The sequence below is a fragment of the Aggregatibacter sp. Marseille-P9115 genome (assembly GCF_920939465.1).
Lineage (GTDB): Bacteria > Pseudomonadota > Gammaproteobacteria > Enterobacterales > Pasteurellaceae > Aggregatibacter > Aggregatibacter segnis_B.
In genome coordinates this window covers 708,241-734,967 of record NZ_OV100759.1, presented here as the reverse complement: position 1 = coordinate 734,967, position 26,727 = coordinate 708,241, and the positions used below count along the sequence as shown (strand labels likewise).

27 protein-coding genes are annotated in these 26,727 nt (G+C 43.0%); 21 read left to right on the top strand and 6 right to left on the bottom strand.

What is annotated here, in order from left to right; all coding sequences use genetic code 11:
- Positions 1–14 precede the first annotated feature (14 nt).
- The 17 genes from ccmD (at position 15) to LQ983_RS03255 (ending at position 15,885) form a co-directional block, all read left to right on the top strand.
- Positions 15–224 (top strand): heme exporter protein CcmD, encoded by a 210-nt coding sequence (gene ccmD, locus LQ983_RS03335; protein ID WP_109432757.1) that lies wholly within the window; start codon positions 15–17, stop codon positions 222–224.
- Positions 221–739, top strand: coding sequence for a cytochrome c maturation protein CcmE (gene ccmE, locus LQ983_RS03330; RefSeq protein WP_230621636.1), 519 nt, complete (start codon positions 221–223; stop codon positions 737–739). The genes ccmD and ccmE overlap by 4 nt, the downstream gene beginning before the upstream one ends.
- Positions 739–2,697: a heme lyase CcmF/NrfE family subunit gene (locus LQ983_RS03325; RefSeq protein ID WP_230621633.1), complete on the top strand. Its 1,959-nt coding sequence runs from the start codon at positions 739–741 to the stop codon at positions 2,695–2,697. The genes ccmE and LQ983_RS03325 overlap by 1 nt, the downstream gene beginning before the upstream one ends.
- 29 nt (positions 2,698–2,726) lie before the next feature.
- Positions 2,727–3,275, top strand: a complete 549-nt coding sequence (locus tag LQ983_RS03320) for a DsbE family thiol:disulfide interchange protein (protein WP_230621632.1) — start codon at positions 2,727–2,729, stop codon at positions 3,273–3,275.
- Entirely contained in the window at positions 3,275–3,757 is a 483-nt protein-coding gene (locus LQ983_RS03315; RefSeq protein ID WP_230621630.1) for a cytochrome c-type biogenesis protein, read from the top strand. Before LQ983_RS03320 ends, LQ983_RS03315 begins: the two co-directional genes overlap by 1 nt.
- The gene (gene ccmI, locus LQ983_RS03310) at positions 3,754–4,674 is read left to right on the top strand and encodes a c-type cytochrome biogenesis protein CcmI (RefSeq protein WP_109432762.1); all 921 of its coding nucleotides are present in this window, start codon (positions 3,754–3,756) and stop codon (positions 4,672–4,674) included. Before LQ983_RS03315 ends, ccmI begins: the two co-directional genes overlap by 4 nt.
- A gap of 476 nt (positions 4,675–5,150) precedes the next feature.
- Positions 5,151–6,674: an ammonia-forming nitrite reductase cytochrome c552 subunit gene (gene nrfA, locus LQ983_RS03305; protein WP_230621628.1), complete on the top strand. Its 1,524-nt coding sequence runs from the start codon at positions 5,151–5,153 to the stop codon at positions 6,672–6,674.
- Positions 6,675–6,746: 72 nt separating this feature from the next.
- Positions 6,747–7,403, top strand: a complete 657-nt coding sequence (gene nrfB / locus LQ983_RS03300; RefSeq protein ID WP_230621626.1) for a cytochrome c nitrite reductase pentaheme subunit — start codon at positions 6,747–6,749, stop codon at positions 7,401–7,403.
- Positions 7,400–8,077, top strand: a complete 678-nt coding sequence (gene nrfC / locus LQ983_RS03295) for a cytochrome c nitrite reductase Fe-S protein (RefSeq protein ID WP_033002482.1) — start codon at positions 7,400–7,402, stop codon at positions 8,075–8,077. Before nrfB ends, nrfC begins: the two co-directional genes overlap by 4 nt.
- Positions 8,074–9,039 (top strand): cytochrome c nitrite reductase subunit NrfD, encoded by a 966-nt coding sequence (gene nrfD, locus LQ983_RS03290; protein ID WP_109064255.1) that lies wholly within the window; start codon positions 8,074–8,076, stop codon positions 9,037–9,039. The genes nrfC and nrfD overlap by 4 nt, the downstream gene beginning before the upstream one ends.
- A gap of 179 nt (positions 9,040–9,218) precedes the next feature.
- Positions 9,219–11,129 (top strand): heme lyase NrfEFG subunit NrfE, encoded by a 1,911-nt coding sequence (gene nrfE / locus LQ983_RS03285; RefSeq protein WP_230621624.1) that lies wholly within the window; start codon positions 9,219–9,221, stop codon positions 11,127–11,129.
- A complete protein-coding gene (locus LQ983_RS03280) occupies positions 11,122–11,652 on the top strand; it encodes a DsbE family thiol:disulfide interchange protein (RefSeq protein WP_230621623.1) in 531 nt (176 codons plus the stop codon). Before nrfE ends, LQ983_RS03280 begins: the two co-directional genes overlap by 8 nt.
- Complete coding sequence (gene nrfF, locus LQ983_RS03275; RefSeq protein ID WP_230621621.1) at positions 11,649–12,698, top strand: heme lyase NrfEFG subunit NrfF; 1,050 nt, start codon at positions 11,649–11,651, stop codon at positions 12,696–12,698. The genes LQ983_RS03280 and nrfF overlap by 4 nt, the downstream gene beginning before the upstream one ends.
- A complete protein-coding gene (locus tag LQ983_RS03270) occupies positions 12,695–13,897 on the top strand; it encodes an NAD(P)/FAD-dependent oxidoreductase (RefSeq protein WP_230621619.1) in 1,203 nt (400 codons plus the stop codon). The genes nrfF and LQ983_RS03270 overlap by 4 nt, the downstream gene beginning before the upstream one ends.
- Positions 13,898–14,136: 239 nt before the next feature.
- On the top strand, positions 14,137–15,246 hold the full coding sequence (locus LQ983_RS03265; protein WP_230621617.1) for a transglutaminase-like domain-containing protein: 1,110 nt from the start codon (positions 14,137–14,139) through the stop codon (positions 15,244–15,246).
- Positions 15,218–15,580: a mercuric transporter MerT family protein gene (locus LQ983_RS03260; RefSeq protein WP_230621616.1), complete on the top strand. Its 363-nt coding sequence runs from the start codon at positions 15,218–15,220 to the stop codon at positions 15,578–15,580. The genes LQ983_RS03265 and LQ983_RS03260 overlap by 29 nt, the downstream gene beginning before the upstream one ends.
- 11 nt (positions 15,581–15,591) lie before the next feature.
- On the top strand, positions 15,592–15,885 hold the full coding sequence (locus LQ983_RS03255) for a heavy-metal-associated domain-containing protein (RefSeq protein ID WP_230621615.1): 294 nt from the start codon (positions 15,592–15,594) through the stop codon (positions 15,883–15,885).
- 73 nt (positions 15,886–15,958) lie between these two features.
- Here LQ983_RS03255 and rdgC read toward each other — a convergent pair whose 3' ends face one another.
- Positions 15,959–16,864: a recombination-associated protein RdgC gene (rdgC, locus tag LQ983_RS03250; protein ID WP_230621614.1), complete on the bottom strand. Its 906-nt coding sequence runs from the start codon at positions 16,862–16,864 to the stop codon at positions 15,959–15,961.
- Positions 16,865–16,926: 62 nt separating this feature from the next.
- Between rdgC and proC the strand changes: the two genes are divergently transcribed.
- The 4 genes from proC to tig all read left to right on the top strand — a co-directional run bounded on the left by proC (position 16,927) and on the right by tig (position 21,261).
- A complete protein-coding gene (gene proC / locus LQ983_RS03245; protein WP_230621613.1) occupies positions 16,927–17,742 on the top strand; it encodes a pyrroline-5-carboxylate reductase in 816 nt (271 codons plus the stop codon).
- Positions 17,742–18,902 carry a 3-phenylpropionate MFS transporter gene (locus LQ983_RS03240; protein ID WP_230621612.1) on the top strand — a complete coding sequence of 387 codons (1,161 nt, stop codon included), beginning with the start codon at positions 17,742–17,744 and terminating at the stop codon, positions 18,900–18,902. Before proC ends, LQ983_RS03240 begins: the two co-directional genes overlap by 1 nt.
- A 2-nt stretch (positions 18,903–18,904) precedes the next feature.
- Positions 18,905–19,798 carry a site-specific tyrosine recombinase XerD gene (xerD, locus tag LQ983_RS03235; RefSeq protein WP_111295878.1) on the top strand — a complete coding sequence of 298 codons (894 nt, stop codon included), beginning with the start codon at positions 18,905–18,907 and terminating at the stop codon, positions 19,796–19,798.
- 164 nt (positions 19,799–19,962) lie between these two features.
- Positions 19,963–21,261, top strand: coding sequence for a trigger factor (gene tig / locus LQ983_RS03230; protein ID WP_230621611.1), 1,299 nt, complete (start codon positions 19,963–19,965; stop codon positions 21,259–21,261).
- Positions 21,262–21,416: 155 nt separating this feature from the next.
- Here the strand turns inward: tig and hflC are convergent, their stop codons facing one another.
- From hflC to thrB, 5 genes are all read right to left on the bottom strand, one after another.
- Positions 21,417–22,304 carry a protease modulator HflC gene (gene hflC / locus LQ983_RS03225; protein ID WP_006717199.1) on the bottom strand — a complete coding sequence of 296 codons (888 nt, stop codon included), beginning with the start codon at positions 22,302–22,304 and terminating at the stop codon, positions 21,417–21,419.
- Entirely contained in the window at positions 22,304–23,569 is a 1,266-nt protein-coding gene (hflK, locus tag LQ983_RS03220; protein WP_230622596.1) for an FtsH protease activity modulator HflK, read from the bottom strand. Before hflK ends, hflC begins: the two co-directional genes overlap by 1 nt.
- 94 nt (positions 23,570–23,663) lie before the next feature.
- The gene (locus LQ983_RS03215) at positions 23,664–24,383 is read right to left on the bottom strand and encodes a 4'-phosphopantetheinyl transferase superfamily protein (protein ID WP_230621610.1); all 720 of its coding nucleotides are present in this window, start codon (positions 24,381–24,383) and stop codon (positions 23,664–23,666) included.
- Positions 24,384–24,440: 57 nt separating this feature from the next.
- Positions 24,441–25,715, bottom strand: a complete 1,275-nt coding sequence (gene thrC, locus LQ983_RS03210; RefSeq protein WP_230621609.1) for a threonine synthase — start codon at positions 25,713–25,715, stop codon at positions 24,441–24,443.
- Positions 25,716–25,777: 62 nt separating this feature from the next.
- Positions 25,778–26,722 carry a homoserine kinase gene (gene thrB / locus LQ983_RS03205; RefSeq protein ID WP_006717206.1) on the bottom strand — a complete coding sequence of 315 codons (945 nt, stop codon included), beginning with the start codon at positions 26,720–26,722 and terminating at the stop codon, positions 25,778–25,780.
- Positions 26,723–26,727: the final 5 nt, after the last annotated feature.

The following is a 26,727-nucleotide window of genomic DNA, read 5'->3' as shown; positions in this document are numbered from 1 at the left end:
GAATTGGGGGAATTATGTTTTTTGAATCTTGGAGTGAATTACTGAATATGGGAGGCTACGGTTTTTATGTGTGGCTTTCTTATGGTCTGAGTTTATTGGCGATTGTGGTGCTTATCGTGCAAAGCCTTGCAGGCAAAAGTGCGGTGCTAAAATCTATCAAACGTGAACAACAACGTGAAGCCCGTTTACAACAAATGAAACAACAAAAAGGAGATACGCTATGAACCCGAGACGTAAATCTCGTTTATCCGTGGTCTTATTCGTACTGTTAGGTGTTGCGGTGGCTTCTGCTTTAGTGTTATACGCGTTACGCCAAAATATCGACCTGTTCTATACACCATCAGAAGTGGTTTACGGTAAAAATGATAATGCCGATCAAAAACCGGAAGTTGGACAACGTATTCGTGTCGGTGGCATGGTTGTTGCCGGTACGGTAGAACGTGATCCAAAAAGCTTAAAAGTCCGTTTTGATTTGAATGATATTGGTCCATCTATCAGCGTTGAATATGAAGGTATCCTGCCTGATTTATTCCGTGAAGGTCAAGGCATTGTTGCACAAGGCATCTTAAAAGAGCCAACCCTGTTAGAGGCGAGTGAAGTGTTAGCGAAACATGATGAAAATTATGTGCCGCCGGATTTAGAAAAACAAATGCAAAAAGTACATAAACCGATGGGTGTTTCTGATCTGAAAGGTGAGAGTGAACGCGATCGTCAAGAAAAAGTGAAAGAAGGTCAGTAATGATTGCAGAATTAGGAAATTATGCTTTAGCGCTAAGCTTAGCAATCGCCATTTTATTGGCGATTTTCCCTTTATGGGGTGCTGAAAAAGGGAGTGTACAAATGATGTCTTTGGCGCGTCCAATGACATATGGTTTGTTTGTCGTGTTAACTTTTTCTTTTGGCGCCTTATTTTATTTGTTCGCTGTTAACGATTTCAGCGTGCAATATGTGGTGAATAACTCCAACACGACATTGCCGATTTACTATCGTTTATCTGCGGTATGGGGTTCCCACGAAGGCTCGTTATTATTATGGATTTGGTTGCTGTCTTTGTGGAGCGCGGCGGTCGCGTTATTTAGCAAACACTTACCGCAAGAAGCCACCGCTCGCGTGCTTGGTATCATGGGGATTATCAGTATCGGTTTCTTGCTTTTCGTGTTATTTACCTCTAATCCATTTAACCGCACTTTCCCTGAATTTCCGGTGGATGGCAAAGAACTTAACCCGTTATTGCAGGATGTCGGATTGATTTTCCATCCGCCATTGTTATACATGGGATATGTGGGCTTCTCTGTCGCCTTTGCTTTCGCCATCGCGTCTTTGATGACCGGTAAACTTGATACCGCTTGGGCTCGTTGGTCACGTCCTTGGACGATGGCCGCTTGGGTGTTCTTAACACTAGGTATCGTGCTTGGTTCTTGGTGGGCATATTATGAACTCGGTTGGGGCGGCTGGTGGTTCTGGGATCCGGTAGAAAATGCCTCCTTCATGCCTTGGTTGGCGGGTACTGCGTTATTGCACTCTTTAGCAGTAACGGAAAAACGCGGTTCTTTTAAAGCCTGGACTGTGTTACTTGCAATTTCTGCGTTCTCCTTGTGTTTGCTTGGCACATTCTTGGTTCGTTCCGGTATTTTGGTTTCCGTACATGCCTTTGCCTCTGATCCAACCCGCGGTTTATATGTCTTAGCTTATTTAATCGTGGTGATTGGTGGCTCACTGACCTTATATGCTTGCAAAGGAAGCCAAATTCGTTCACGTGATAATGCAGAGCGTTATTCCCGAGAAAGCCTGTTGTTGTTAAATAATATTTTATTAATGACCGCACTTTGTGTCGTATTGTTGGGAACATTGTTGCCTCTTGTACACAAACAGTTAGGCTTAGGCTCCATTTCTATTGGTGCGCCGTTCTTTGATCAAATGTTCCTGATTATTATGACGCCGTTTGCTTTGTTGTTAGGTATTGGCCCGCTTGTGAAGTGGCGTCGTGACCAATTCTCTGCAATTCGCACGCCGGTGATTGTCAGTTTGATTATCATGCTTATTGCCGGTTTTGCACTGCCTTATTTATTGCAAGACAAACTCACCGTCAGTGCTGTATTAGGCACCATGATGGCAGTGATTATCGTATTGCTTAGTCTTTATGAAATGCATCAACGGGCTACCCATCGAGAAAGTTTCTTGAAAGGGGTTAGAAAATTATCCCGTTCCCACTGGGGCATGGTGTTGGCGCATTTAGGCGTGGCGATGACCGTTTGGGGAATTGCGTTCAGTCAAAACTACAGTGTTGAACGTGATGTCCGCATGAGTGTGGGAGATACCGTACAAATTGCTGACTATGATTTCACCTTCAAAGGCATTAGCGATGCTAACGGACCTAACTATATCGGTGGAAAAGCACAAATTGATATCACCTATCATGGTAAACCGGAAGCGACATTATTTGCTGAAAAACGTCTTTATACTGTAAGCAAAATGCCGATGACTGAAGCGGCTATAGACTGGGGCTTTACCCGTGATTTATATGTGGCATTAGGTGAAAAATTAGAGAATAACGCCTGGGCATTACGCTTATATTATAAACCATTTATTCGTTGGATTTGGTTAGGCGGATTGTTTATGGCGCTGGGCGGTTTATTGTGTATGTTTGACCGTCGTTATCGCTTTAGCAAAATTTTAAGCAGTGAAAATGCGCAATAAATCTTCATTGGCGTAATAGAGTATTGATAATGAATAAAAAATTATATTTACCTTTAATCATTTTTTTAGGTTTAGCGACGGCATTTCTGGTGCAGTTGCAACGTAATTCACAAGGCGATGATCCGAAAACATTAGAATCTGCGCTAGTGGGAAAACCTGTTCCGGCAAAAACGTTACCGGATTTGCTTTCAGATAAAACCTATGATGAATCCTTGTTTAAGCAAGGCAAACCGGTTTTACTCAATGTATGGGCGACCTGGTGTCCTACTTGTTATGCCGAACACCAATATCTGAACCAATTGGCGAAACAAGGGGTGACGATCATTGGTTTGGACTATAAAGATAACAACGCGAAAGCGATGAAATGGCTGAAGGATCTTGGTAATCCTTATCAGGTCGTGTTGAAAGATGAAAAAGGGGCTTTTGCTTTAGATTTAGGGGTGTATGGCGCGCCTGAGACCTTTATTGTTGATGGCAATGGACTAATTCATTATCGCTATGCCGGTGATGTAAACGAAAAAGTTTGGCAGGAAACCTTGCAGCCAATTTATCAAAAATTAGGCGGAGGGAAAGAGTAATGATAAAAACACTTTTATTTTCTACCGCACTTTTGTTTAGCGTTAGTGCTTCTGCAGCGATTGATGCATTGAATTTCAGTTCACCGCAACAGGAAGATGATTATCACGAGTTAACGCAGGAATTACGCTGTCCGCAATGTCAGAATAACAACATTGCCGATTCCAACGCAGTGATCGCGGTGGATATGCGTGGCAAAGTGTTTGAGTTATTGCAAGAAGGCAAATCCAAACAAGATGTTGTGCAGTACATGGTGGATCGCTACGGTAATTTTGTCACTTATGATCCGCCGTTAACACCCGTTACGATGATTCTTTGGTGTGCGCCGATTCTTTTCATTTTACTTGGCGTTTTGGTGCTTTTCCGTCGCAAACATTCGCAAGGTGGGAGAGTAAGTCAGACAGCGGAAAACGCCAACAATGTGTTAACCGAAGAACAACAAAACCGTTTGAATACGTTATTAAACAAGGAGAATGATAGATGAATTTATGGTTAAGCATTCTCATCTTAACGTTGGTGGCAGCGTTAATTTGTTTTTTCCCGTTGTTATTAAAAGCCAAAAAAAGTACGTCAGTAAAACGCGATGATCTCAATAAAGCCTTTTATTTCGAGCGTTTAAAAGAGCTGGAACGAGATGAAAATCAAGGCTTATTAGAAAATACCGAACAGCTTAAATTAGAATTACAACAATCCCTTTTGGAGGATATTCCTCAGCAGGCTGAAAGTACTTTTCTCAGTGAGAAAAATTACGGCAAGTTATGGTTTGTCTCAGGTTTCTTAGCATTAGCAATTTTGTCCGGTGCCGCATATTTTGCAGTGGGTTCTTGGCAATCAGAAATCATGTTAGAAAAAACGGCAGAAAAACTACCGTACTTTTATGAGCGCATAAAAAGTGAGAGCACCAACCCGCTAGATGAAGCAGAAATGCAACAATTTGCGACCGCACTTCGAGTTGATTTACAGAAAAATCCAAACAACGCGAAAAATTGGTGGTTATTAGGGCAACTTGGTATGAATTTGCAACAACCAAGAATGGCGTTGGATAGTTTTGCTCGTGCGAATAAGTTAGAACCTGATAATAACCAGTATAAGCTCGGGTATGCTCGTGTTTTAATGTTTTCTGAAGACACGACGGACAAGTTAAAAGGCAATAATTTATTACGCGAAGTGATTCGTGAGGATCATAGCAATATTGAAGCCTTAAGCTTGTTGGCGTTTAGTTATTTTGAAACGGAAGATTACAAAATGGCGGCCGTCACATGGGCAATGATGTTAAAACTGTTACCGAAAGATGACCCTAGAGCACCAATTATTGAGCGTAGCATTCGTTCTGCGCGTGATGCGTTAGAAGGTCAGGAAAAAGAGAAACATCAGCAAGTGACACCAAATAAGGAAAATTAAATTGATTTAATTTTTAGAAAAAATAGCGCTGTTTTTGACCGCACTTATTTTTTAAAAGGCTAAATTCTTTTCGGAATTTAGCCTTTTTGTTTCGTTCAAGTAAATGTAGCATAGGGTATTAAATTTAATACCTCTTTATAGTTATATGTGAAGTGGCGGTTTTTGAGTGGGGATTTTTTTGAATACCTATAAATAAGTATCTTTGAGGTTTGGATATATCGATAATGATGCTACAAAAATAAACAAAATTAAGTCCTAAATTTTAAAAATTGATCAAGAACAAGAAAAGTGCAAATATCCATAGAAAAAACATGATTATTTCGCTATTTTACCGCTGATTTTAAGTCGTTATGTCTTCTATCATATTGTTATTAATGATAAAAATTCTCATTACTAATGAGCTGATAACAGATGTTTTTGTAACCTTCTATTAATTTTAATAGAAGCCATTTAATAACCTTATTGGAGTGATTATCGTGAACGCATTGAGAAAAAGCCTACTCGTAGCAGCTTCTTTTGCAGCTTTCGGCGTATGTAATTCGGCGATGGCGGAATTAGTGTACAAACCGGTTGAGCAACCTGTCGAAGCACCTAACCCGAACGTAAAAATTGAAGCAGTGAATGAGAAATTTGCTGAAAAATATCCTAGCCAATTCAATTCGTGGAAAGCGACTGAAAAAGGCGACAAAATCATCTATGCTGATGAACAAGACCCTCGTTTAATCGTGTTATGGGGGGGCTATTCTTTCGCAAAAGAATATAACGCACCTCGTGGTCACGTTTATGCAGTAGAAGATTTACGTAATATTTTACGTACTGGTGCGCCCAAAAATGCAAATGATGGCCCACAACCAATGGCATGTTGGACTTGTAAAGGTCCAGACGTTCCACGTTTAATCGCGGAATGGGGTGAAGATGGTTACTTTGGTGCCAAATGGGCTAAAGGTGGACCAGAAGTGGTCAACTCGATCGGTTGTGCAGACTGTCACGATACTACATCAAAAGACTTTGCCGAAGGCAAACCAGCATTACGTATTGCTCGTCCACACGTTCTTCGTGCATTAGATCACTTAAATAATGCACTTCAAGCAAAAGCAAAAGCTGAAGGTAAAGAACAAGCTAACTTAAGCTTTAACACAGCTGCTCGCACTGAAAAACGTGCTGAAATCTGTGCAAACTGTCACGTTGAATACTACTTCGCGGGCGACTTAAAACAAGTAACCTTCCCGTGGAACAACGGTCAAACTGTTGATGATATCGAAAAATACTACGATGATATCGGCTTCAGTGACTGGACTCACTCTCTTTCTAAAGCACAAATGTTAAAAGCGCAACACCCTGACTTTGAAATTTGGTCTTTAGGTATGCACGGTAAAAACGGCGTAACTTGTATCGACTGTCACATGCCTAAAGTACAAGGTAAAGACGGTAAAGTTTACACCGACCACCAAATCCAAAACCCATTCGATGCATTTGATACCACTTGTGCAAACTGTCACGATCAAAGCAAAGAAAAATTACAAGATATCGTTGCTTCACGTAAGAAAGAAGTGAAAGACATCATGGGTCGTTTAGAAGACCAAGTGGTACGTTTACACTTTGAAGCAAAAGCTGCATGGGATGCAGGTGCAACGAAAGAAGAAATGGAACCGGCTTTAATGGATATCCGTCATGCGCAATGGCGTTGGGACTACGCCGCAGCAAGCCATGGTGGTCATATGCACGCACCTGATGTCATGCTTCGTGTGTTAGGCTCCGGTCTTGATAAAGCGGCTGAAGGACGTGCTAAACTTGCCGTTATCTTAACTAAACATGGCGTGAAAACTCCGGTTGAAGTACCTGATATTTCTTCTGCAGAAAAAGCATGGAAAGTAATGGGTATTGACATCGAGAAAGAACGTAAAGCGAAAGAAGAATTCTTGAAAACTGTTGTACCTCAATGGGAAAAAGAAGCAAAAGCCAATGGCAAATTAGCTGAAGATTCCGCAACAAAACAATAGAAAAACGTACCGCACTTTTGTGCAACCTATAAAAGTGCGGTCATTTTCAAAAACAAATTTGAGGTAATCAGAATGAATTTAACGTCTCTATTCCGCAAACCGGCAAAAGCCCTTGCATTGCTTGCAGTATTGGTCGCCGCACCGATGCTCGCACAAGCAGAAGGTCAGCCGTCTGCAGCGGACAAGTTTACTTACGAACCGCAATTGGATAATCAACGCGATCCAAACCAATATTGTGCTAAATGCCATAAATTCGACAAAGTCGATAAAAATCAAACCTTGGATCAATCCGGTGGTGAATTACACTTCGGTAAGTTTCATGGTGCGCACTTAAATCAGAAAAATCCGAATAACGGTAAACCAATTAATTGTGTGAACTGTCATGGCAATGTTTCTGAAGATCACCGTCGTGGTGCAAAAGACGTCATGCGTTTTGAAGGCGATATTTTCGGTGAGAAAAAACCGATGTATAGCGCACAAGAACAAAACCAAGTATGTTTCTCTTGTCACCAACCTGAAAAACTTCGCGAAAAACTTTGGGCGCATGATGTTCATGCGATGAAGTTACCTTGTGCAAGTTGTCACACATTACACCCGAAAGATGAACCGATGAAAGGTATTGCACCAAAAAATCGTGTGAAACTTTGTGTGGATTGCCATGGTGAACAACAAAAACGTAAAGCACAAAAAGAACAAACCCAATCAACCGAACAAAAGGATAAACAATGACAACTTGCTCACGCCGAAACTTTGTTTCCGGCATGGGGGCGTTGATCCTTATGACGGGAACATCAGTGACCTCTTTAGCGAAAGAGGAAAAGGCGGATAAACCGAAACGCTACGCGATGGTGCACGATGAAACTGCGTGTATCGGCTGTACTGCGTGTATGGATGCTTGTCGTGAAACTAACCACGTGCCTGAAGGCGTTTCACGTTTGGAAATCCTACGTAGCGAACCTTATGGGGAATTCCCGAATCAAGAGTACGAGTTTTTCCGTCAATCTTGCCAACATTGTACGAATGCACCTTGTGTGGCAGTTTGTCCAACCGGGGCATCATTCATCGATCCTGAAACCGGTATCGTGGATGTGAATAAAGATCTTTGCGTCGGTTGCCAATATTGCATTGCCGTCTGTCCATATCGCGTACGTTTCATTCATCCGGTACACCGTACTGCAGATAAATGTAACTTCTGTCGTGATACAAACTTAGCAGCTGGTAAACAACCGGCTTGTGTAGAAGCCTGTCCAACCAAAGCATTAACCTTTGGTGATATGAATGATCCGACAAGCGCAGTGGCACGCAAGGTAAAACAAAGTCCTGTTTACCGCACGAAAGTGGAATTAGGTACACAACCGAATCTTTACCACATTCCATTCCAACATGGAGAACCAAGAAGATGACATTAGATTATCCTGTTCCGTTTCACACACCTAATCTGGTGTGGGATTCAACAATTGCTATCTATCTGTTCTTGCTTGGTATTTCCTCTGGTGCAGTACAACTAGCAATCGCTTATAAACGTAGTAACAAACTTGAAAATCCAAACAAAAACTGGATTATTCGTGCCGCTGCCGTATTGGGGAGTGTGCCGACATTAATCGGTTTAACCTTGTTGATTTTCCACTTGGCGCGTCCTTGGACATTCTGGAAATTGATGTTTAACTATCAATTTAATTCCGTGATGTCTATGGGGGTCATGTTATTCCAAGTGTATATGCTCTTCCTCGTGTTATGGTGCGCAGTGATCTTCAAAGATGACATTGCTGCCTTGCTCAACCGTTTCATGCCAAAATTAGGTTTCCTAGTGAAATGGATTGGTGCGTTTGAACGCTTGGTTGGTGCATGTGAGGTTATCCTATTCGTTTTAGCTGCCGTGTTAGGGGCTTATACCGGCTTCTTACTTTCCGCGTTGATTAGTTACCCGATGTTGAATAACCCGGTATTACCGGCGCTATTCCTAGCCTCCGGTACTTCATCAGGTATCGCAGCCACCTTCTTATTTATCCTTATTGCAGGTAAATTAAAAGGTGATTCCCATGAATCTCACTTCATTCATAAATTTGAAGTGCCGATTATGGTTACCGAGCTTGGTTTATTAGTATGTTTCTTCGTTGGACTTTACTTCGGAGGCGGTCAAAAAGTCGTTGCATTGGAAAATGCATTATCCGGCTTCTGGGGCGCCGTCTTCTGGATTGGGGTATTCTTTATCGGTATCTTAATCCCATTGGTTGCTAATATGTTTGTTAGCGATCGTTGGAAATTCAACAAGAACTTTATCATCCTTGTATCGATTTTCGACTTGATCGGGGTGTTATGCTTGCGTTACTTTATCTTGTACGCAGGACAGATGACCGTAGCGTGATAAAGGTTTTTATTTATACTAAAAGGCGTAGTAAAATACGCCTTTTTGTTTATCCTTTTTCTTTTGAAGAAATAAAAGACACAAGCGCCTTTAGGCGAAATTTGAATGCATTTTCATCGAAAAACTGGTGTAAATGACGGAATAAAATGGCTAATTAACACAAAACAGACCCTAAGATTATGATCCCCGAACTTGGCTTTATCTCTCTTCTTCTCGCTATGATGAGCGCGCTTCTTCTCGCGGTCGTTCCACAACTCGGGCTTTGGTTGCGTAAGCCCGCATTAACCCAATTAGCTTGGGGATTAAGCTATTGTTTCGGCTTATTTACGTTAGTCGCTATTTCTATTTTGGCGTATTCCTTTGCGGCTGATGATTTTACCTTGGAATATGTCGCCGCTCATTCGAATTCCCAATTGCCGACATTCTTTAAAATTGCGGCGACTTGGGGAGGGCATGAAGGCTCCATGTTGTTCTGGTTGTTTTCACTTTCGGTTTGGGTTGTGCTGTTTGCATTATTTAATCGAAAAAATGACCGCACTTTTGTGGCGCAGAGTTTGGTCATTCTAGGCTTAATTTGTTTTAGCTTTGCCGTCTTTATCGTCTTTTTTTCTAATCCGTATGGACGCCTATTCCCTGCACCATTGGAAGGTCGCGATTTGAACCCGATGTTGCAGGATGTGGGGCTGATTTTCCATCCGCCGTTGTTGTATCTCGGTTATGTTGGCTTTGCAGTGAATTTTGCGTTGAGTATTACTGCATTGTTGCATCAACATTTAGAAAGCCAAATCGCCCGCGTGATGCGGGTTTGGGTATTGGTCTCTTGGTTGTTTTTAACGTTAGGTATTGTTCTAGGGGCGTGGTGGGCATATTACGAACTTGGCTGGGGTGGTTGGTGGTTCTGGGACCCGGTAGAAAACGCGTCATTAATGCCTTGGTTATTAGGTTTGGCGCTGTTACATAGTCTGATTGTCAGTGAAAAACGGGGCATCTTTAATTATTGGACAACGCTTTTCTCGCTGTTAGCGTTCGCTTTCAGTGTACTCGGCACCTTTATTGTGCGCTCAGGTGCATTGACGTCTGTACATGCTTTCGCAGTCGATAGCCAGCGTGGTACGGCATTGCTTGTGATTTTCTTCTTGTTGACTGTCGGGGCGCTCGGTTTGTTTGCTTTCAAAGCGAATATGCAGCAACAATCTGTGAAATTAAAGTTGCTTTCCAAAGAAAGTGCGGTGCTTTTTTTGAATGTTTTATTGAGCATCGCTACCGTCAGCACGTTTCTCGGCACTTTCTATCCAATGTTATTCCAAGCCATGAATTGGGGCTCTATTTCTGTTGGTGCGCCTTACTTCAACAGTATTTTCCTTCCGCTGATTGCGTTAGTGTTAATTGCCATGGTGATTTCGCTCGGCTTGCATTGGGCAAAAGCGGATAAACGCATTTTATTAAACCGTGCTGTGTTATTGTTGCCGTCTTTGTTGCTTTCCTATTTGGCCATTCACCACTTTATGCAAAATGACGGTGCATTACAGTTTAAACGGACAGCCTATTTCCTACTCACCTTAGCGATTTGGTTGTTATTGGCAACATTATGGCAAAACTGGCGTAAATTAGGCCTTTCTCACTATGCGATGATTTTTGCGCATAGCGGTGTTGCTATTGCAACCATGGGCGCTGTCATGAGCAGTTATTTCGGTAGTGAAATTGGTGTACGTTTATCGCCACAACAAAGCCAACAACTTGGTGCATTTAATTTTCACTATGAACGATTTTCCAATGAAATCGGCCCGAATTTTACGGTTGAAGTGGCAACGTTTAGTGTGACAGAAAAGGGCAAGCCGTATGCCGAATTACAGCCGGAACGCCGTTATTATGATGTGCGTACCATGACCATGAGTGAAGTGGGGCTTTCCGGCGGTTTTTGGGGTGATTTGTATATTGTTATGGGCGATCCGCTTGGCAAGGGTGAGTTTACGTTCCGACTCCATTATAAACCGTTGATTCGTTGGTTGTGGTTCGGTGGTATATTGATGGCATTTGGTGCATTGTGTTCTGTACTGACAACGAAGCGAAGAGGAAAGCGTGATGAATAGAAAAGTGATTTTCTTCCTGCCATTAGCATTGTTACTTGGCGTATGTGTTTTGTTGTTGGCGGGATTGAATCAAGATCCTAAAAAAATCGCTTCTGCGTTAATTGATAAGCCTGTGCCTGAGTTTTATCAGGCAAATTTATTGGATAATCGTCAAACGCTCAGTCCAAAAGATTTTCCGAAACGCCCATTTTTGATCAATATTTGGGGAAGCTGGTGCGGTTATTGTCAGCAGGAACACCCCTTATTACTTGAGTTAGCAAAAGAGATTCCTATCGTCGGCGTGGACTATCGTGACAAACCGCAAAATGGTATAGCGATGTTGCAACATATGGGCAATCCTTACACCTTAGTCATTGATGACAGCCGTGGCGAATTGGCGCTGAAACTGGGTGTGGATGGCGCGCCGGAAACCTATCTAGTGGATGCCAACGGCATTATTCGTTATCGTCATTCCGGCTTATTAGATCGGGAAACTTGGCAAAAAACTTTCGTGCCTCAACTTAACCAGCTATTACAACCATGAAACGATTTTTCGCATTAATTTTTTTATTGATCAGTGTGAATGCCATTGCTGAAATGGTGGATACCTTTGAATTTCATAACCAGTCGGATCGTACCCGCGCCGTGGAATTGGCGAAATCTTTGCGTTGTCCGCAATGTCAAAATCAAAACTTAGTCGAGTCTAATTCACCTATTGCCTATGACTTGCGTATTGAGGTGTATAACATGGTGAATGAAGGCAAAACCAATCAGCAAATTATTGATTCCATGACATCGCGTTTTGGGAACTTCGTTAATTATAAGCCGCCATTCCAATGGAATACCGCATTGCTTTGGTTACTGCCGGCAGGATTGTTGTTGGTGGCATTTGGGTTGATTTGGTATTCCGCACGTAGCCCATCACCGGTTGAGTCTGAAAAACACGCTGAAAATCTACCGCACTTTGCAGCCACACAAGAGAAAAGTGCGGTCAAATTTGAGCTTAAATCGACGCTCCTGGTTTTCGCTTTATTGCTTGCCATTCCTTTCGCGTATTATTTTTCTCTGGAACGTTTTTCTCGCGTACAGCAAGGTGAGCAGGAACAAATTGCACAACATAATCAGCAACTTGAAACGCCGGAAGAAAATAAAACCGAGGCGATTATCGGTAAAATTCAGGATAAATTACGCCAAGATCCGAATAGTGCGGAAAACTGGATTAAGCTGGGTGATGCGTATATGCAGAATAACGATTTTGATAGCGCCCTTGTTTGTTATGGTAATGCCGAAAAAATTGATGGTCCTAAGCCGACTACGCAGGGGCTAATGGCGATGGCATTGTATCTCCAGGCACATCAACAGATTACACCACAAGTACAGCAATTCTTGAATGAAGCGTTGGCTCAAGATCCGAAAGAAGTCTCCGCATTATCTTTGTTGGCGGCAGAAGCCTTAAAAATACGTGATTATTCCACCGCACTTGATTACTGGCAGCAAATCTTGGATTCAGGTAACTCCGCGGTGGATCGTCGTGCCACTATTCAGAAAATGAAAATGGTCGATTTCATGCAGAAGGGAGAGTTGCAGTGAGCCACCATGCCATTGAAACGCTGATTATCGGCGCGGGTGCGGCAGGCTTATTTTGTGCGGCACAATTAGCAAAATGCGGTGGCAAAGTCAGAATTTTAGATAACGGTAAAAAAGTTGGGCGAAAAATTTTAATGTCCGGCGGTGGTTTTTGTAATTTCACCAATATGGATCTCTCTTCAGAACGTTATCTCAGCCAAAATCCGCATTTTGTGAAATCTGCCTTAAAACGTTTTACCCAATGGGATTTTATCGGTTTAGTGGCTGAGTATGGCATTCCTTATCATGAAAAAGAGCTTGGTCAGCTGTTTTGTGATAACGGCGCAGAAGATATCGTCAATATGTTACTGACGGAATGTAAAAAATACGGCGTGGAGATTGCTTTACGACAAACCATTTCTGCTGTGGAAAAAACGGAAAATGGATTTGCTGTCATGGCAAACGGCGAAACCTTGCATTGCACTCATTTAGTTGTCGCAACGGGCGGTTTATCTATGCCGGGTTTAGGCGCAACGCCTTTTGGTTATCAAATTGCCGAGCAATTCGGCATTAATGTGATTGCGCCACGGGCAAGTTTGGTGCCTTTTACTTGGCGTGAGTGCGATAAGTTTTATGCCGAGTTATCCGGCATTTCCTTAGATGTAGCCGCGACCAATCAACAAAAAACCTTTACCCATCAAATGCTGTTTACTCATCGCGGCTTATCCGGGCCGGCGATTTTGCAAATTTCCAACTATTGGCAACCGGGCGAAAGCATTCATCTTGATTTATTGCCGGGACAGGATATCCGTCATCATTTAATCGAACTTCGCCAATCTTCACCAAAATTACAGTTAAAAACCGTATTAAGCCGTTTATTACCCAAAAAATTGGTGGAATTATGGCTTGCTCAGGGTTTTATACAAGACGAAGCCATTGCCCAATTAAGCAAAGTGCGGTTAGAAAATTTGGTGAATTTAATCCACCACTGGCAGTTTGTGCCGAATGGCACGGAAGGGTATCGCACTGCAGAAGTGACTATGGGCGGCGTGGATACCCATGATATTTCCTCCAAAACGATGGAAAGCAATCACGTGAAAGGCTTGTATTTTATCGGCGAAGTATTAGATGTTGCCGGCTGGCTTGGTGGTTACAATTTCCAGTGGGCGTGGAGTTCTGCCTATGCCTGTGCGCAAGGAATTGCGGCAAAATCAAAAGAATGACGTTGAGCCCTCTAAAGTGCGGTCGCAAAAAATAATGTTTTGAATGTTGCCACTGCAACCAGAATGCCTGAATACGTTTGAATTTTTAATTGCGGATAAATTTTTACCTCTGTTTCTCTTTTTAAAAATAATCTAAGTTTGCATTGAGCTTCCTCCAGAAATTCATTAGTATAGTTTTCGTTCACTTCGGTGGATTTATGTTAAGTTTAACTTCCAATCTAATTTAAGGAGTCTTCTGGATGAAGCATCTTATCGCAACTGCACTGCTTTCTTGCAGCGCAATGGCTTACGCCAATACCTCTCTACCTAATTACAACACCGATTCCCATCTGTATGAATTTACCCAAACCTACGATTTAATTGCGCCGAAAGGTTCGCAAGGACAGGCAAATTTGTGGGTGCCATTGCCATTTAACGGCGAATATCAACAGGTTAAATTCCTTCACTTTGAAGGCAATTATTTGGATGCCTATGTGACAGAAAACAATAAATACGGCGCAAAAACCTTGTTTGTGACTTGGGATAAAGAGGCGCAAAAACGTGATTTAAAAGTCACCATGGTGATTGAAACTAAAGATCGTGAGCCGATGGTAAAAGGTGCTTTGGATAACTACATACCACCGAAAGACATTCAGTATTCTGTCGATGTACAAGAATATTTAAAACCAACACAACACATTAAAATTGACGGTATTGTGAAACAATTTGCGGATAAAATTGTAGGTTCCGAAACCAATCCGTTGAAAAAGGCAGAATTAATTCACCAATGGATTGTAGCTAACATGGAACGTGATAATTCTGTTTTAGGTTGCGGTGATGGCGATGTGGAAAAAATCTTAACTACCGGTGTCTTAAAAGGGAAATGTACTGACATCAACTCTGTTTTTGTTGCACTTGCTCGTGCCGCGGGGATTCCTGCCCGTGAAATTTTCGGTATTCGTTTAGGTGCGGCGGAAAAAATGGGTAAATATTCCAAAGGCGCATTCGGTAGTGCAGATGAACATGGCGTGGCGAATGTGAGTGGCGGTCAACACTGTCGTGCAGAATTTTATCTTGCCGGCTTCGGTTGGGTGCCGGTGGATTCTGCCGACGTGGCAAAAATGCGTTTGGCAGAGAAAAAATCCGTGGAAGATAAAGACACTCAAGCGGTGGTGAAATATTTATTTGGTAACTGGGAAAATAACTGGGTGGGCTTTAACCATGCACGTGACTTCGAGTTATATCCACAACCGGAATTAGCGCCAATCAACAACTTTGGCTATCCGTATGCTGAAGTGGGCGGCGATCCGTTAAATTCTTTTGATCCGAAAGCATTTAAATATGACTACGTCTCCAAAAAACTCCAATAAATCTTTTTGGGTTGCGATTGCCACTGCACTGAGTGCTGCGGTGGCTTCTACCTTGTGCTGTATTGCACCCTTGATTTATTTGCTCTTCGGCGTGTCATCTACTTGGCTGATTAGTTTTGGCGAGTATGATTATTTGCGCATACCGATGCTTATTGTGTCATTGTGTGCCTTTGCTTACGGTTTTTGGTTACTGATATTTTCTAAAAAAATCATTTGTAGCAAATACATTTCCCGTAAAAAGCTCATTGTGTTGTATTGGATTGTGTTTATCATCATGCTTTTTTTCTTAACTTACCCAACGGTTTTACCGTGGATATTAGAATTAACTGATTAGGAACGAAAAAAATGAAAAAATTATGTACCGCACTTTTGCTTTCTTTATTTGCCCTGTCTTTTGCGTATGCAGAAGAAGCACCCGTACAAGCAGAAAAGAAAATTGTGCTGAAAGTGAAAGAAATGAATTGCCAGCTTTGCGCTTATTTAGTGAATAAAGAATTGCGCAATATCGACGGCGTGATTTCCACCAAAGCCTCTATTAAAGATGGTACGGTTACTGTGGTAGAAGATCCTAAAGTGACTGACGACCAGTTGATTAACGCGATTCATAAGTTAAATTACACGGCAGAAGTCGTTCAATAAAAATAAAGGGCTATTTTAAATAGCCCTTTTTGTTCTTGTTATTTCTATAAGCTGCGAGTTAATTCACTGTGAATTACAACCGCTCTTTTTCTCCGCCGAAATCGTGCAATAGATTTTCGGTGAGTTGACTTAGAATGCCGGTCATTAATACAAAATCCGCATCAAAGCGTTGGGCATAGTCCTCTTTCAAAATATCGTCATTTTTCTCTCGAATTTGATCAGCAAATTTCAAGCGCTTCAGGCTGCAATCTTCGTTTAATACAAATGACAGACGCTCTTCCCATTCTAGTGCCAGTTTGGTGACGAATTTAGAATGAACCAAGGAAAGAATATCTTCACTGTCTAACGCTTGTTGTTTGCAACGAATGACACCGTTCGTTTGGCTATCGCGTAATTCCGCCTCTTCCAACAGTACGAGCCATTCCGGTGTATTTTCCTGGACGATCCAGTTTTGCATGATAAGTGCCGGATCATTGGCGAAAGTCAGCGGTACCACCGGCAGAGACCCTAACGATTTGCGTAACAGCGCTAGCACCTCTTCAGCGCGTTTAGCCGAAGCCGCATCCACATAAACCAAATTATTTTCTGTATCAATCCAAATGGCGGTTTGTTGATATTTACTGAATGCGCGAGGTAATAAGGTTGCAATCACATCGTCTTTTAAGGTTTGTTTTTCTACTTTTTTCAGCTTGCGATTTTCCGCCTGTTCGAGTTTTTCTACACGTGCGTCTAATTCACGTTTCACCACATGAGAGGGTAAAATTTTTTCTTCTTTTTGCGCCAACAATAAAATCTGCTTTCCAACAGCAAAATATAAAAGTTCGCTGCCTTTAAGTGGTTCTGACCAACCAAATTTGCTTTGTTCTGATTGATGGCAAGGGTGATATTGATTGTTTCCAAGGGCGGTGGAGAAGGTTTGTGCCGACCAATCAAGGGATTTAGTCAGGCGGTAAATCATGGCGTTTTTGAACCAAAACATGGTAGATCCTTATGCTTATTCAGGTAAAATGTGCGCTATTGTAACTTACTTGAAGGTGAAATATGCAACATAAATTGGTGTGCTTTATCGGTGGCGGCAATATGGCGCAAGCTATTGTGTTTGGATTATTAAAACAAGCTTATCCTGCCGATAAAATTATCGTGTGTGATCCGAATGAAGAAAAGCGTGATTTATTTGCGCAAAAAGGTGTACGCACCTCAACGGATAATGTCGCCGCCGTCGCGCAAGCAGAGGTCGTATTGTTGGCCGTAAAACCGCAGGTATTGGCCGAAGTGTGTTCCCCTTTAAGTGCGGTGGATTTTTCCGATAAATTGCTTATTTCGATTGCTGCCGGCATTTCCGTGAAAAGATTGGCCGCACTTTTGCCGACCGCCAAAGCTGTCGTGCGAGTGATGCCAAATACGCCTGCCTTAGTAGGCGAGGGGATGGCAGGGTTATTTGCCGACCAAAATACCTCAGAAAACGACCGCACTTTTGCACAGGATTTGTTGTCTGCCGTAGGCAAAACACTTTGGGTGGCGTCGGAAGAACACATGCATGCCGTCACTGCCGCTTCCGGCAGTAGCCCAGCCTATTTTTTCCAATTTTTAGAAGCCATGCAACAAGGACTAATTGACATGGGATTGTCTGCAGACAATGCACGCGAATTGGTTCAGCAAGCGATGTTGGGTTCTGCCAAAATGGTGGTGGAAAATCCGCAGGTAGATTTATCGACATTGCGCCAAAATGTGACCTCTAAAGGCGGTACAACGGCGGCTGCGCTGAATGTGTTGAATCAACATCAATTTAATGACATCGTGCAACTTGCCATGCAAGCTTGCGTGGCACGTTCAAAAGAAATGGAAACCTTATTCTAATGTCTGTTCGTCCTTTTACTTGGCTCGCTTTGAGCTTTTTCGGGTATTACTGCGCGTATGGCGTTTTTATCCCTTTTTTCCCGGTGTGGTTGAAGTCGCAACATTATGGCGAAGAGCTGATCGGCATGGCGTTGGCAAGTGCTTATGTCTTTCGCTTTGTAGGCGGTTTGTTTTTTTCAGGTTTAATTAAACGCGCTTCACAGTTGATCAATTCTTTGCGTGTGTTGGCGCTTGCCAGTGCCTTGATTATGGCCGGTTTAAGTGTTGTCGCGGAGAATTTTTGGTTGTTATTTTCTGCCATTGGCTTATTTGCCATGGTCAATGCGGCAGGTATGCCGATTACGGATTCTTTAGCAAGCACTTGGCAACGACAAATTCAGTTGGATTACGGTAAGGCTCGGTTAATCGGATCTGTTGCTTTTGTGGTTGGCGTAACCTTATTTGGCAATGTGATTGGCTTTTTCGGTGAGCAAGATATCGTTTGGATTTTGACCGCACTTTTATTAGCGTATTCGGTGATGCAGTGCGTGACACCGACGATTCCCCCGCAAGATGAATCTTCGGGAGAGGCCGGCACCGATGTGGGGTATTGGGATTTATTAAAAAACAACACAACCTTGCGGGTTTTGTTGGCTTCGTCTTTAATTCAGGGCTCACATGCCGCCTATTATGTTTATAGTGTGTTGTATTGGACCAGTCTGGGGATGTCTGTTTCGCAGACCAGCTTGCTATGGGGCTTAGGTGTGATTGCCGAAATTTTGTTGTTTTTCTTTTCTCGCCGTTTACTGCAAAACTGGAAGGTCAGCACCCTTTTTCATTTGGCGACCTTGGCGTGCATTGTGCGTTGGGGCGGGCTTGCTGCCACAAGCGAGGTTTGGCTTATTGCGCTTTTGCAATTACTTCACAGTCTAACGTATGCGGTAGCGCATTACGGCATGGTACGCTATATCACCACGCAACCGCAGTCCCACATTTCCAAATTGCAAGCTTTGTATAACGGCATATCAAACAGCGCGATGGTGGCGATTTTGACCGCACTTGGCGGTGTGATTTACCCGTATTCAGCATCAATGACGTTCGTCTTAATGGCGATCATTGCGGCGTTGGCGTTCGTGGTGACACCACGTAAAGTTGAAGCATTTTTACTTCATCGGGGCTAAACATGAATGATCTTACTTTGCTCGATTTATTTCTGAATGAATTATGGATAGGCAAAGGCTTGTCACCCAATACCGTGCAATCCTATCGTTTGGATCTCACCGCACTTTGCGATTGGCTTAGTGAGCGCAAGTTGTCATTGCTCGGTTTAGATTCAGTCGATCTTCAAACTTTTCTTGGTGAGCGGGTAGAGCAAGGGTATAAAGCCACCAGTACGGCGCGATTATTGAGTGCTATTCGAAAGCTTTTCCAATATTTGTATCAAGAAAAATACCGTACCGATGATCCAAGTGCGGTGCTTAGTTCGCCTAAATTACCAAGCCGTTTGCCGAAGTATTTAACCGAACAGCAAGTCACGGATTTGCTCAATGTGCAAAGTTTGGAACAGCCGATTGAACTGCGCGACAAAGCGATGTTGGAGTTGTTGTATGCCACGGGATTGCGGGTGACGGAATTGGTTTCACTGCATACCGATAGCATTAGTTTGAATCAAGGCGTGGTGCGGGTCATCGGCAAAGGGAATAAAGAACGTATCGTACCGATGGGAGAGGAGGCAACCCATTGGGTGAAGCAATTTATGCTGTTTGCTCGTCCGATTTTATTGGATGGACAAAGTTCTGATGTGCTATTTCCTAGCCGTCGCGGTACGCAAATGACACGGCAGACTTTTTGGCATCGGATCAAGCATTATGCGGTACTGGCGGAAATTGATAGCAATATGTTGTCGCCACACGTTTTGCGTCATGCTTTTGCGACGCATTTGGTGAATCACGGCGCCGATTTGCGTGTGGTACAAATGTTGTTAGGACACAGCGATTTATCCACGACACAAATTTATACCCATGTGGCGAAAGAACGCTTAAAACGGTTACACGAACGCTATCATCCTCGTGGTTAATTTTGTGTAGATAAATCGAGCGTTTTTTAATCAATTATGCGCTTTTATCGTGCATTTCCTCGACTGAAAGCCTTTGTCCCGTTATAATTTGTCGTCTTATTTTCTATTAATAACGTGTTCGGTGTGAGCATTCGCCGAGTGCATCAATTTGAGGTAACATCATAATGTCATTAAATATTGAAACGACTCAAGGTTTAGAGCGTCGTGTAACCATCACCGTTCCGGCTGAAACCGTTGTTCAAGCTATCCGCGAAGAATTAAAACGCGTTGCTAAAAACGCACGTGTTGACGGCTTCCGTAAAGGTAAAGTCCCTCCACACATCATTGAAAAACGTTTCGGCGCTTCTGTTCGTCAAGACATTTTAGGTGATTTATTACAAAACCATTTCTTCCAAGCGGTTATCGAAAACAAAATTAACCTAGCAGGTCGTCCAAGTTTTACTGTGGAACAATTTGAAGAAGGTAAAGAATTAAAATTCAGTGCAACTTTTGAAGTGTATCCTGAAGTTGAATTAAAAGGTTTAGAAAATATCAAAGTAGAAAAACCGGTTGTTGAAATCTCTGAAGCAGATGTTGACAAGATGGTTGAAGTGTTGCGTAAACAACAAGCAACTTGGACTGAAACCCAAGACGCAGCAAAAGCAGAAGATCGCGTTACTATTGACTTCGTGGGTTCTGTTAACGGCGAAGAATTTGAAGGCGGCAAAGCATCCGATTTCGTTTTATTTATGGGTCAAGGTCGTATGATTCCAGGCTTTGAAGAGGGCATCGTTGGTCACAAAGCCGGTGACAAATTCACTATTGATGTAACTTTCCCGGAAGAATATCACGCTGAGAACTTAAAAGGTAAAGCAGCGAAATTTGACATTACGTTGAAAAAAGTTGAAGTGATGGTATTACCGGAATTAACCGATGAGTTCGTTGCAAAATTTGGTCCGAACACAAAATCTGTTGCAGATTTACGCAATGAAATTCGTAAAAACATGCAACGTGAATTGAAAAACGCGTTAACCACTCGTGTGAAAACGCAAGTGATTGACGGTTTAGTAGAGCAAAATCAAATTGATGTACCAAGTTCTGCCGTTGAGCAAGAAATTGACGTATTGCGTCAACAAGCGGCACAACGCTTTGGCGGTAATGCACAACAAGCAGCACAATTACCACGCGAATTGTTTGAAGAACAAGCTAAACGTCGCGTATTAGTTGGTCTATTATTAGCACAGGTTATTGCTTCTAATGAATTAAAAGCAGATGAAGAACGTGCTAAAGCGATGATCGAAGAAATCGCGTCTGCTTACGAACAACCGGCGGAAGTGGTTGAATACTACAGCAAAAACAACGAATTAATGAATAACATTCGTAACGTCGTATTAGAAGAACAGGCTGTTGATGCGGTGTTGGCGAAAGCGCAAGTCACTGAAAAAGCAGCAACCTTCGATGAGATCATGAATCCACAAGCTTAATGATTCTCCGCGAAGTGCGGTTAATCTTTTAAGTGTTTTTTAGTTAAATACCTCGATGAAAATCGGGGTATTTTTTTGCGTTGTAAATATCACCATGAGATTTTGTTAGGCAACAAAAAAGGGTATCTGAAGATACCCTTTTTCATGTTAGAAACTTACTTACTTGGAGATTGCATAAAGCGGAAGAAATCGCTATCCGGTTTTAAAATCAACAAGTTATCAGAATTAGAGAAGCTGCTTTCATAGGCTTTAAGACTACGAATAAAGCTATAAAATTCCGGTTCTTTACCAAAGGCATCAGCAAAGATTTTCGCAGCGGTAGCATCGCCCTCACCGCGTAATTCTTGCGCTGTTTTTTCTGCGTTGGCGATAATTAAGGTGACTTTACGATCCACATCGGCTTGGATAAACGCTGCTTTTTCTTTACCTTGTGAACGGTGTTCGCGAGCAACTGCATCACGTTCTGCACGCATACGTTGGTAAATAGAAGAAGACACTTCATCCGGCAAGTTAATTTGTTTGATACGTACGTCTAGTACTTCAATTCCCAATTCAGCAGTGCTGTCTTGTCCACTATTGAGCGCATTTTTAGCTCCGGCCATGAGTTCACCACGTGTACCTGAAACGATGTCTTTAATGGTGCGGGAACCGATTTCAGAACGCAAACGATCGTTAACTTTACGGCGCAATAAATTGGCTGCTTGTGCGTAGTCGCCACCACCGGTGGTAGTAAAGAAACGACCGAAATCGTTAATACGCCATTTCACGTAGGAATCCACCAAAAGGTCTTTTTTCTCTACGGTGACAAAACGATCCGCTTGTCCGTCTAAGGTTTGAATACGGGCATCTAACGCTTTCAAATTATCAATAAATGGAATTTTGAAATGTAATCCCGGCGTATAAATGGCCACTTTATTATCGGCATCGCGTTGCACTTTGCCAAAGCGTAACATAATGCCACGCGTACCTTCACTGACAACCACAATGCTGGAATAAAGCACTGCGATAAGCACGAAAATGACAGGTAATAAAAATTTACGCATTAGTTAATTCTCCCTTGGCGACCATTGTCGGTACGCGATTCCATTGGTCTAAGTGGTGCTGTTTGCTCATGCGTGCGTGAAACAGGCGCAGAAGTTACCGCACTTTGTTGTGTTTCATTGGATTCACTTACATTAGCACTACCGTTCGAGCCAGTGGACTTTTTACCTTTTAACAATTGTTCTAAAGGTAATACGGTTAAGTTATTTCCATTGGAAGAATCCAACATCACTTTCGGTGTATTTGCCATGACTTTTTCCATGGATTGAATATATAAGCGTTCGCGGAAGACAGTTGGTGCCGCTTTAAACTCAGGTAAGAGCGGTTGGAAACGTTCCACTTCCCCTTTAGCATCTAACACTACGCGATCTTTATAGGCGGTTGCTTCTTCTAAAATACGTTGCGCATTACCACGAGCAATCGGCTCTTTCTCACGCGCATAGGCTTCAGCTTCACGAATATAACGTTGTTCGTCTTCTTGTGCTTTAATCGCATCATCAAAGGCTTCTTTCACTTCTTCCGGCGGACGCGCAGATTGGAAGTTCACATCAATCACTTCTAAACCCATATCATATGGTTCAATAATTTGATTTAACGCTTTCCAAGTGTTTTCACGAACAACGGAACGACCTGTCGTCAAAATATCGTTCATCGACATGTGGCCGATAACATAGCGTAATGCACTGTCGGTAGCCTGATTCAAGCTGTCATTGGCATTGATTGCACTGAACAGGTATTTTTCAGGGTTTTGGATGCGATACTGCACGGTCATTTCCACTTTCACCATGTTTTCATCTTGGGTGAGCATAGAACCTTGCGTTCTTAATTCAAGTACACGTTCTACGTTGACCGGAATCACTCGATCAATAAAAGTCGGTTTCCAGTTCAAGCCAGGTTGTTGAATAGAATGGAATTGTCCTAAACGTAGCACAACGCCACGTTCTGCTTCTTTGATGGTATAGAAACCGCTGGCGCCCCATATAATCACGCCGGCTGCAATTGCAATCGGTAATAATTTACCTAAGCCGGAAGGCAGGTTAGATGCACCGGAATGATTGCTTTTAGCCCCTTTACCACCCAGTTTTTTCAATAAGTTATTGAAAATCTCTTCTAAGTCCGGTGGTGATTGTTCATTCTTTTTTTGTGAGTTGGAAGAACGATCCCAGTTAGACTGACCTTCGTTTTTACCGGAATCCTGATTGCCCGAGGATTGTCCGTTTTGCTTTGGTTTGCCCCAAGGATCTTGATCTGAACCATTTAAAGACATTGCTTTCTCCATTTGTCAAAAAATTGTTGCAAGTCTAAACAAAATCGCGTGTTAAGTCTAACGATTAATGGGAAAGTCTATCGATTTTAAAGGGTTAATTATTCACGTTGTAGTGAATTTTATGCACAAGCCTTTGAGGTTGAAGATGGTCGCCGTTCCACGCCCAAAAACAGGGCGATTTTATAGGTGTTTGGTTAACAAAATAGGCGAGATAAAAAGGAAGTTCATCGGTAAAACACAGCTGTCCACGGGGGCTGTGGGCCGAGAAAATGTGTAAGGTTTCCGGCTGATGTGTGACTTCTGATAATTTGGCGATACCTACGCCTTGGGATTTCAACACTGCTTCGCGCAGGCACCAAATGCGGTAAAAGGCGGATTTGGGGTTAGTTTGTTGCTGAAACCAGTTGATTTCTTTCGTGCTTGCAAAGTGTTCCAACAGGGCTAAATAAGGACGTTCTTTACTAGGCGATTCAATATCAATTCCGACCGCACTTTTTTCGCCTGGCGGACTGATATGCAAAATCACTGCCACCCAATCACCGGAATGGCTGATATTGAAATCGAAATCAGAAAAGGGAAATTGCGGTCGGTCAGTTTCTGTTCGCGAAATTTGTCCTAAAAGTGCGGTCGGCTTTTCTGCTGTTTTGAGTAATTGCCACAGCAAGAAATGCGCTAAACGACGACATTGCCAACGTTGTTGCATACGCGGGTTGCCGTGGCTTAACGTCAGTAAATTTGCCGGAATTAGATCGGCTGTAATGTCATGAAAGGGGAAGGGCGTGTGAATATTTCCCCAAGCGATTAGCGTTGTCATCGTGATAAGAAAAGTGCGGTCAAAATCCGTTGAATTTTGTCACCGCACTTTTTCGCCTTATTTCAATAAGTAAGCTCTTAACTGCGCAAAATCGTTTTCCATTTCATCGGATAACAACAGCAGTTTGTTGTGTTTATCCAACGCTTCCGGTAACGGCAGCGTTAAATCCAGAATACGTTCGACGGATTCTTTAAATTTTGCCGGATGCGCAGTGCACAGGAATAAGCCGGTTTCGCCTGGTTGTAAATCCTGTTTTAACACTTCATAAGCCACCGCGCCGTGTGGTTCGCACAAATAACCCAGTTGGTTCATGGCGCGTAAAGTGTCTTCTGTTTGTGCATCGGAAATTGCAGCCGAATGTAACTCAGTCAATGCCCAACCGTTACGTTTGAACAATTCTTCCACACGAGGCCAGTTGTTCGGACGGGAAACATCCATGGCATTTGAAAGGGTGGCGACGGTCGCGTTTGGTGACCAGTTTCCGCTGTGTAAATAACGCGGCACAGTGTCGTTGGCGTTGGTGGCAGCGATAAAACGTTTAATCGGTAGGCCGAGGGTTTTAGCAATTAATCCGGCAGTGAGGTTACCGAAGTTGCCGCTTGGCACGGATACGACCAAGTTTTTGCGTTGTTCTTTTGGTAATTGTGCCGCCGCTTCAAAGTAATAGCACACCTGCGCCAATAAACGGCTGATATTGATGGAGTTCGCCGAGTTTAAGCCGATGGCTTGGCGTAGTTCTGCATCATCAAAGGCTTGTTTGACTAAAGCTTGGCAAGCATCGAAATCAGCATTGATCGCGATGGTGCGAATATTGCCGCCGAGGGTGCAGAATAATTTTTCTTGCAACGGGCTGATTTTACCTTTCGGGTATAAAATCACCACATCGATATTTTCTAAACCATAGAATGCATGAGCGACTGCCGCACCGGTGTCACCGGAGGTTGCCGTTAAAATTGTGATTTTGCCATCACCGCGTACGGTCGCAAGGGCTTGCGCCATGAAACGTCCGCCGAAGTCTTTAAAAGCAAGGGTTGGGCCATGGAACAATTCCAATGCATAAATATTGTCTTCCACGTTGGCAACCGGTGCAGGGAAGGTGAAGGCGTTGCGTACCATTTGTTCAAGCTGTGCTTGAGGGATTTCCTCACCGATTAAGGCACCAAGGATTTTTTGGCTGCGTTCAACCAGTGGCAATGCCAACAGCTCATCAATATTGCTTAAGTGCGGTATGTTTTCAGGGAAAAATAAGCCTTGATCTTTGCCTAACCCTTGGCGTACCGCTTGGGCAAAATTGACTTGTTCTTCGGGGTGTTTGATGTTGTATAAATTCATGTGAAACCTGTTCTTTCGTTTGGCACCTTTAAGACAAAAGTGCGGTGATTTTTTCCGGTGTTTTAATCAAGCTCTCTTGCGCCGGCATTATCGACTTTGCAAATGTGCACAAAGCCTTCGTTGTTTTGTAAATAATGATTTTCAAGGTACGTGGCAAGTTTGCCGGCAATATGCAAGTCTGGTGCGATGGAAAAGATCGTCGGGCCGGACCCTGAAATTCCGGTGGCTAATGCCCCTAAATCACGCGTCGCTTGTTTCACTTCGGCAAAGTTAGGCAACAAGGCTTCGCGATAAGGTTCGGCAATGACATCTTTCATCATCATGGCGGCTAAATTTTCCTGTTGTGTGTGGCAAGCATGCACGAAACCACCCAGATGACGACCATGTGCGATAACATCTTGACGTGTATAACTTTTCGGTAAAATTGCTCGGGCTTCAGCGGTGGACACCTCAATCCCCGGATACGCCAAGACCCAATACCAATGATCAAAAAACGGCAAGGTTTGGCAAATGTTGCCGAGTGATTGCACCATAAACTGCACGCCACCCAAGTAGCAAGGCGCCACATTATCGTAATGAATGGAGCCGGAAATGCGTCCTTCCAACTCGCCCATCATTTCTAACAATTCCATTTTAGAAAACGGTTCGTCATGGAATTTATTCAGCGCGACCAAGGCGGCAACAATAGAGCAGGCACTGGAGCCCAAGCCTGAACCGATAGGCATATTTTTCTCTAAGGTTAAGCGTAGCGGTTTGACTTTTGTGTTACGTAATTTGAGCTGTTCGCTGAATAACACATAGGCTTGATAAACGATATTTTTTTGCGGTTCTTTTGGTAATTTACGCACAAAATAACCCGCACTTTCTAACTCAAAGCCGGCGGCGATAGGTTCGATTTGCACCACATCGCCTAATAATGAACCGTTAATCGGGGAAATTGCCGCACCTAAGGTATCAAAACCGACGCTGATATTGGCACTGGAGGCCGGCGCATAGACTCTTAGCATAACAT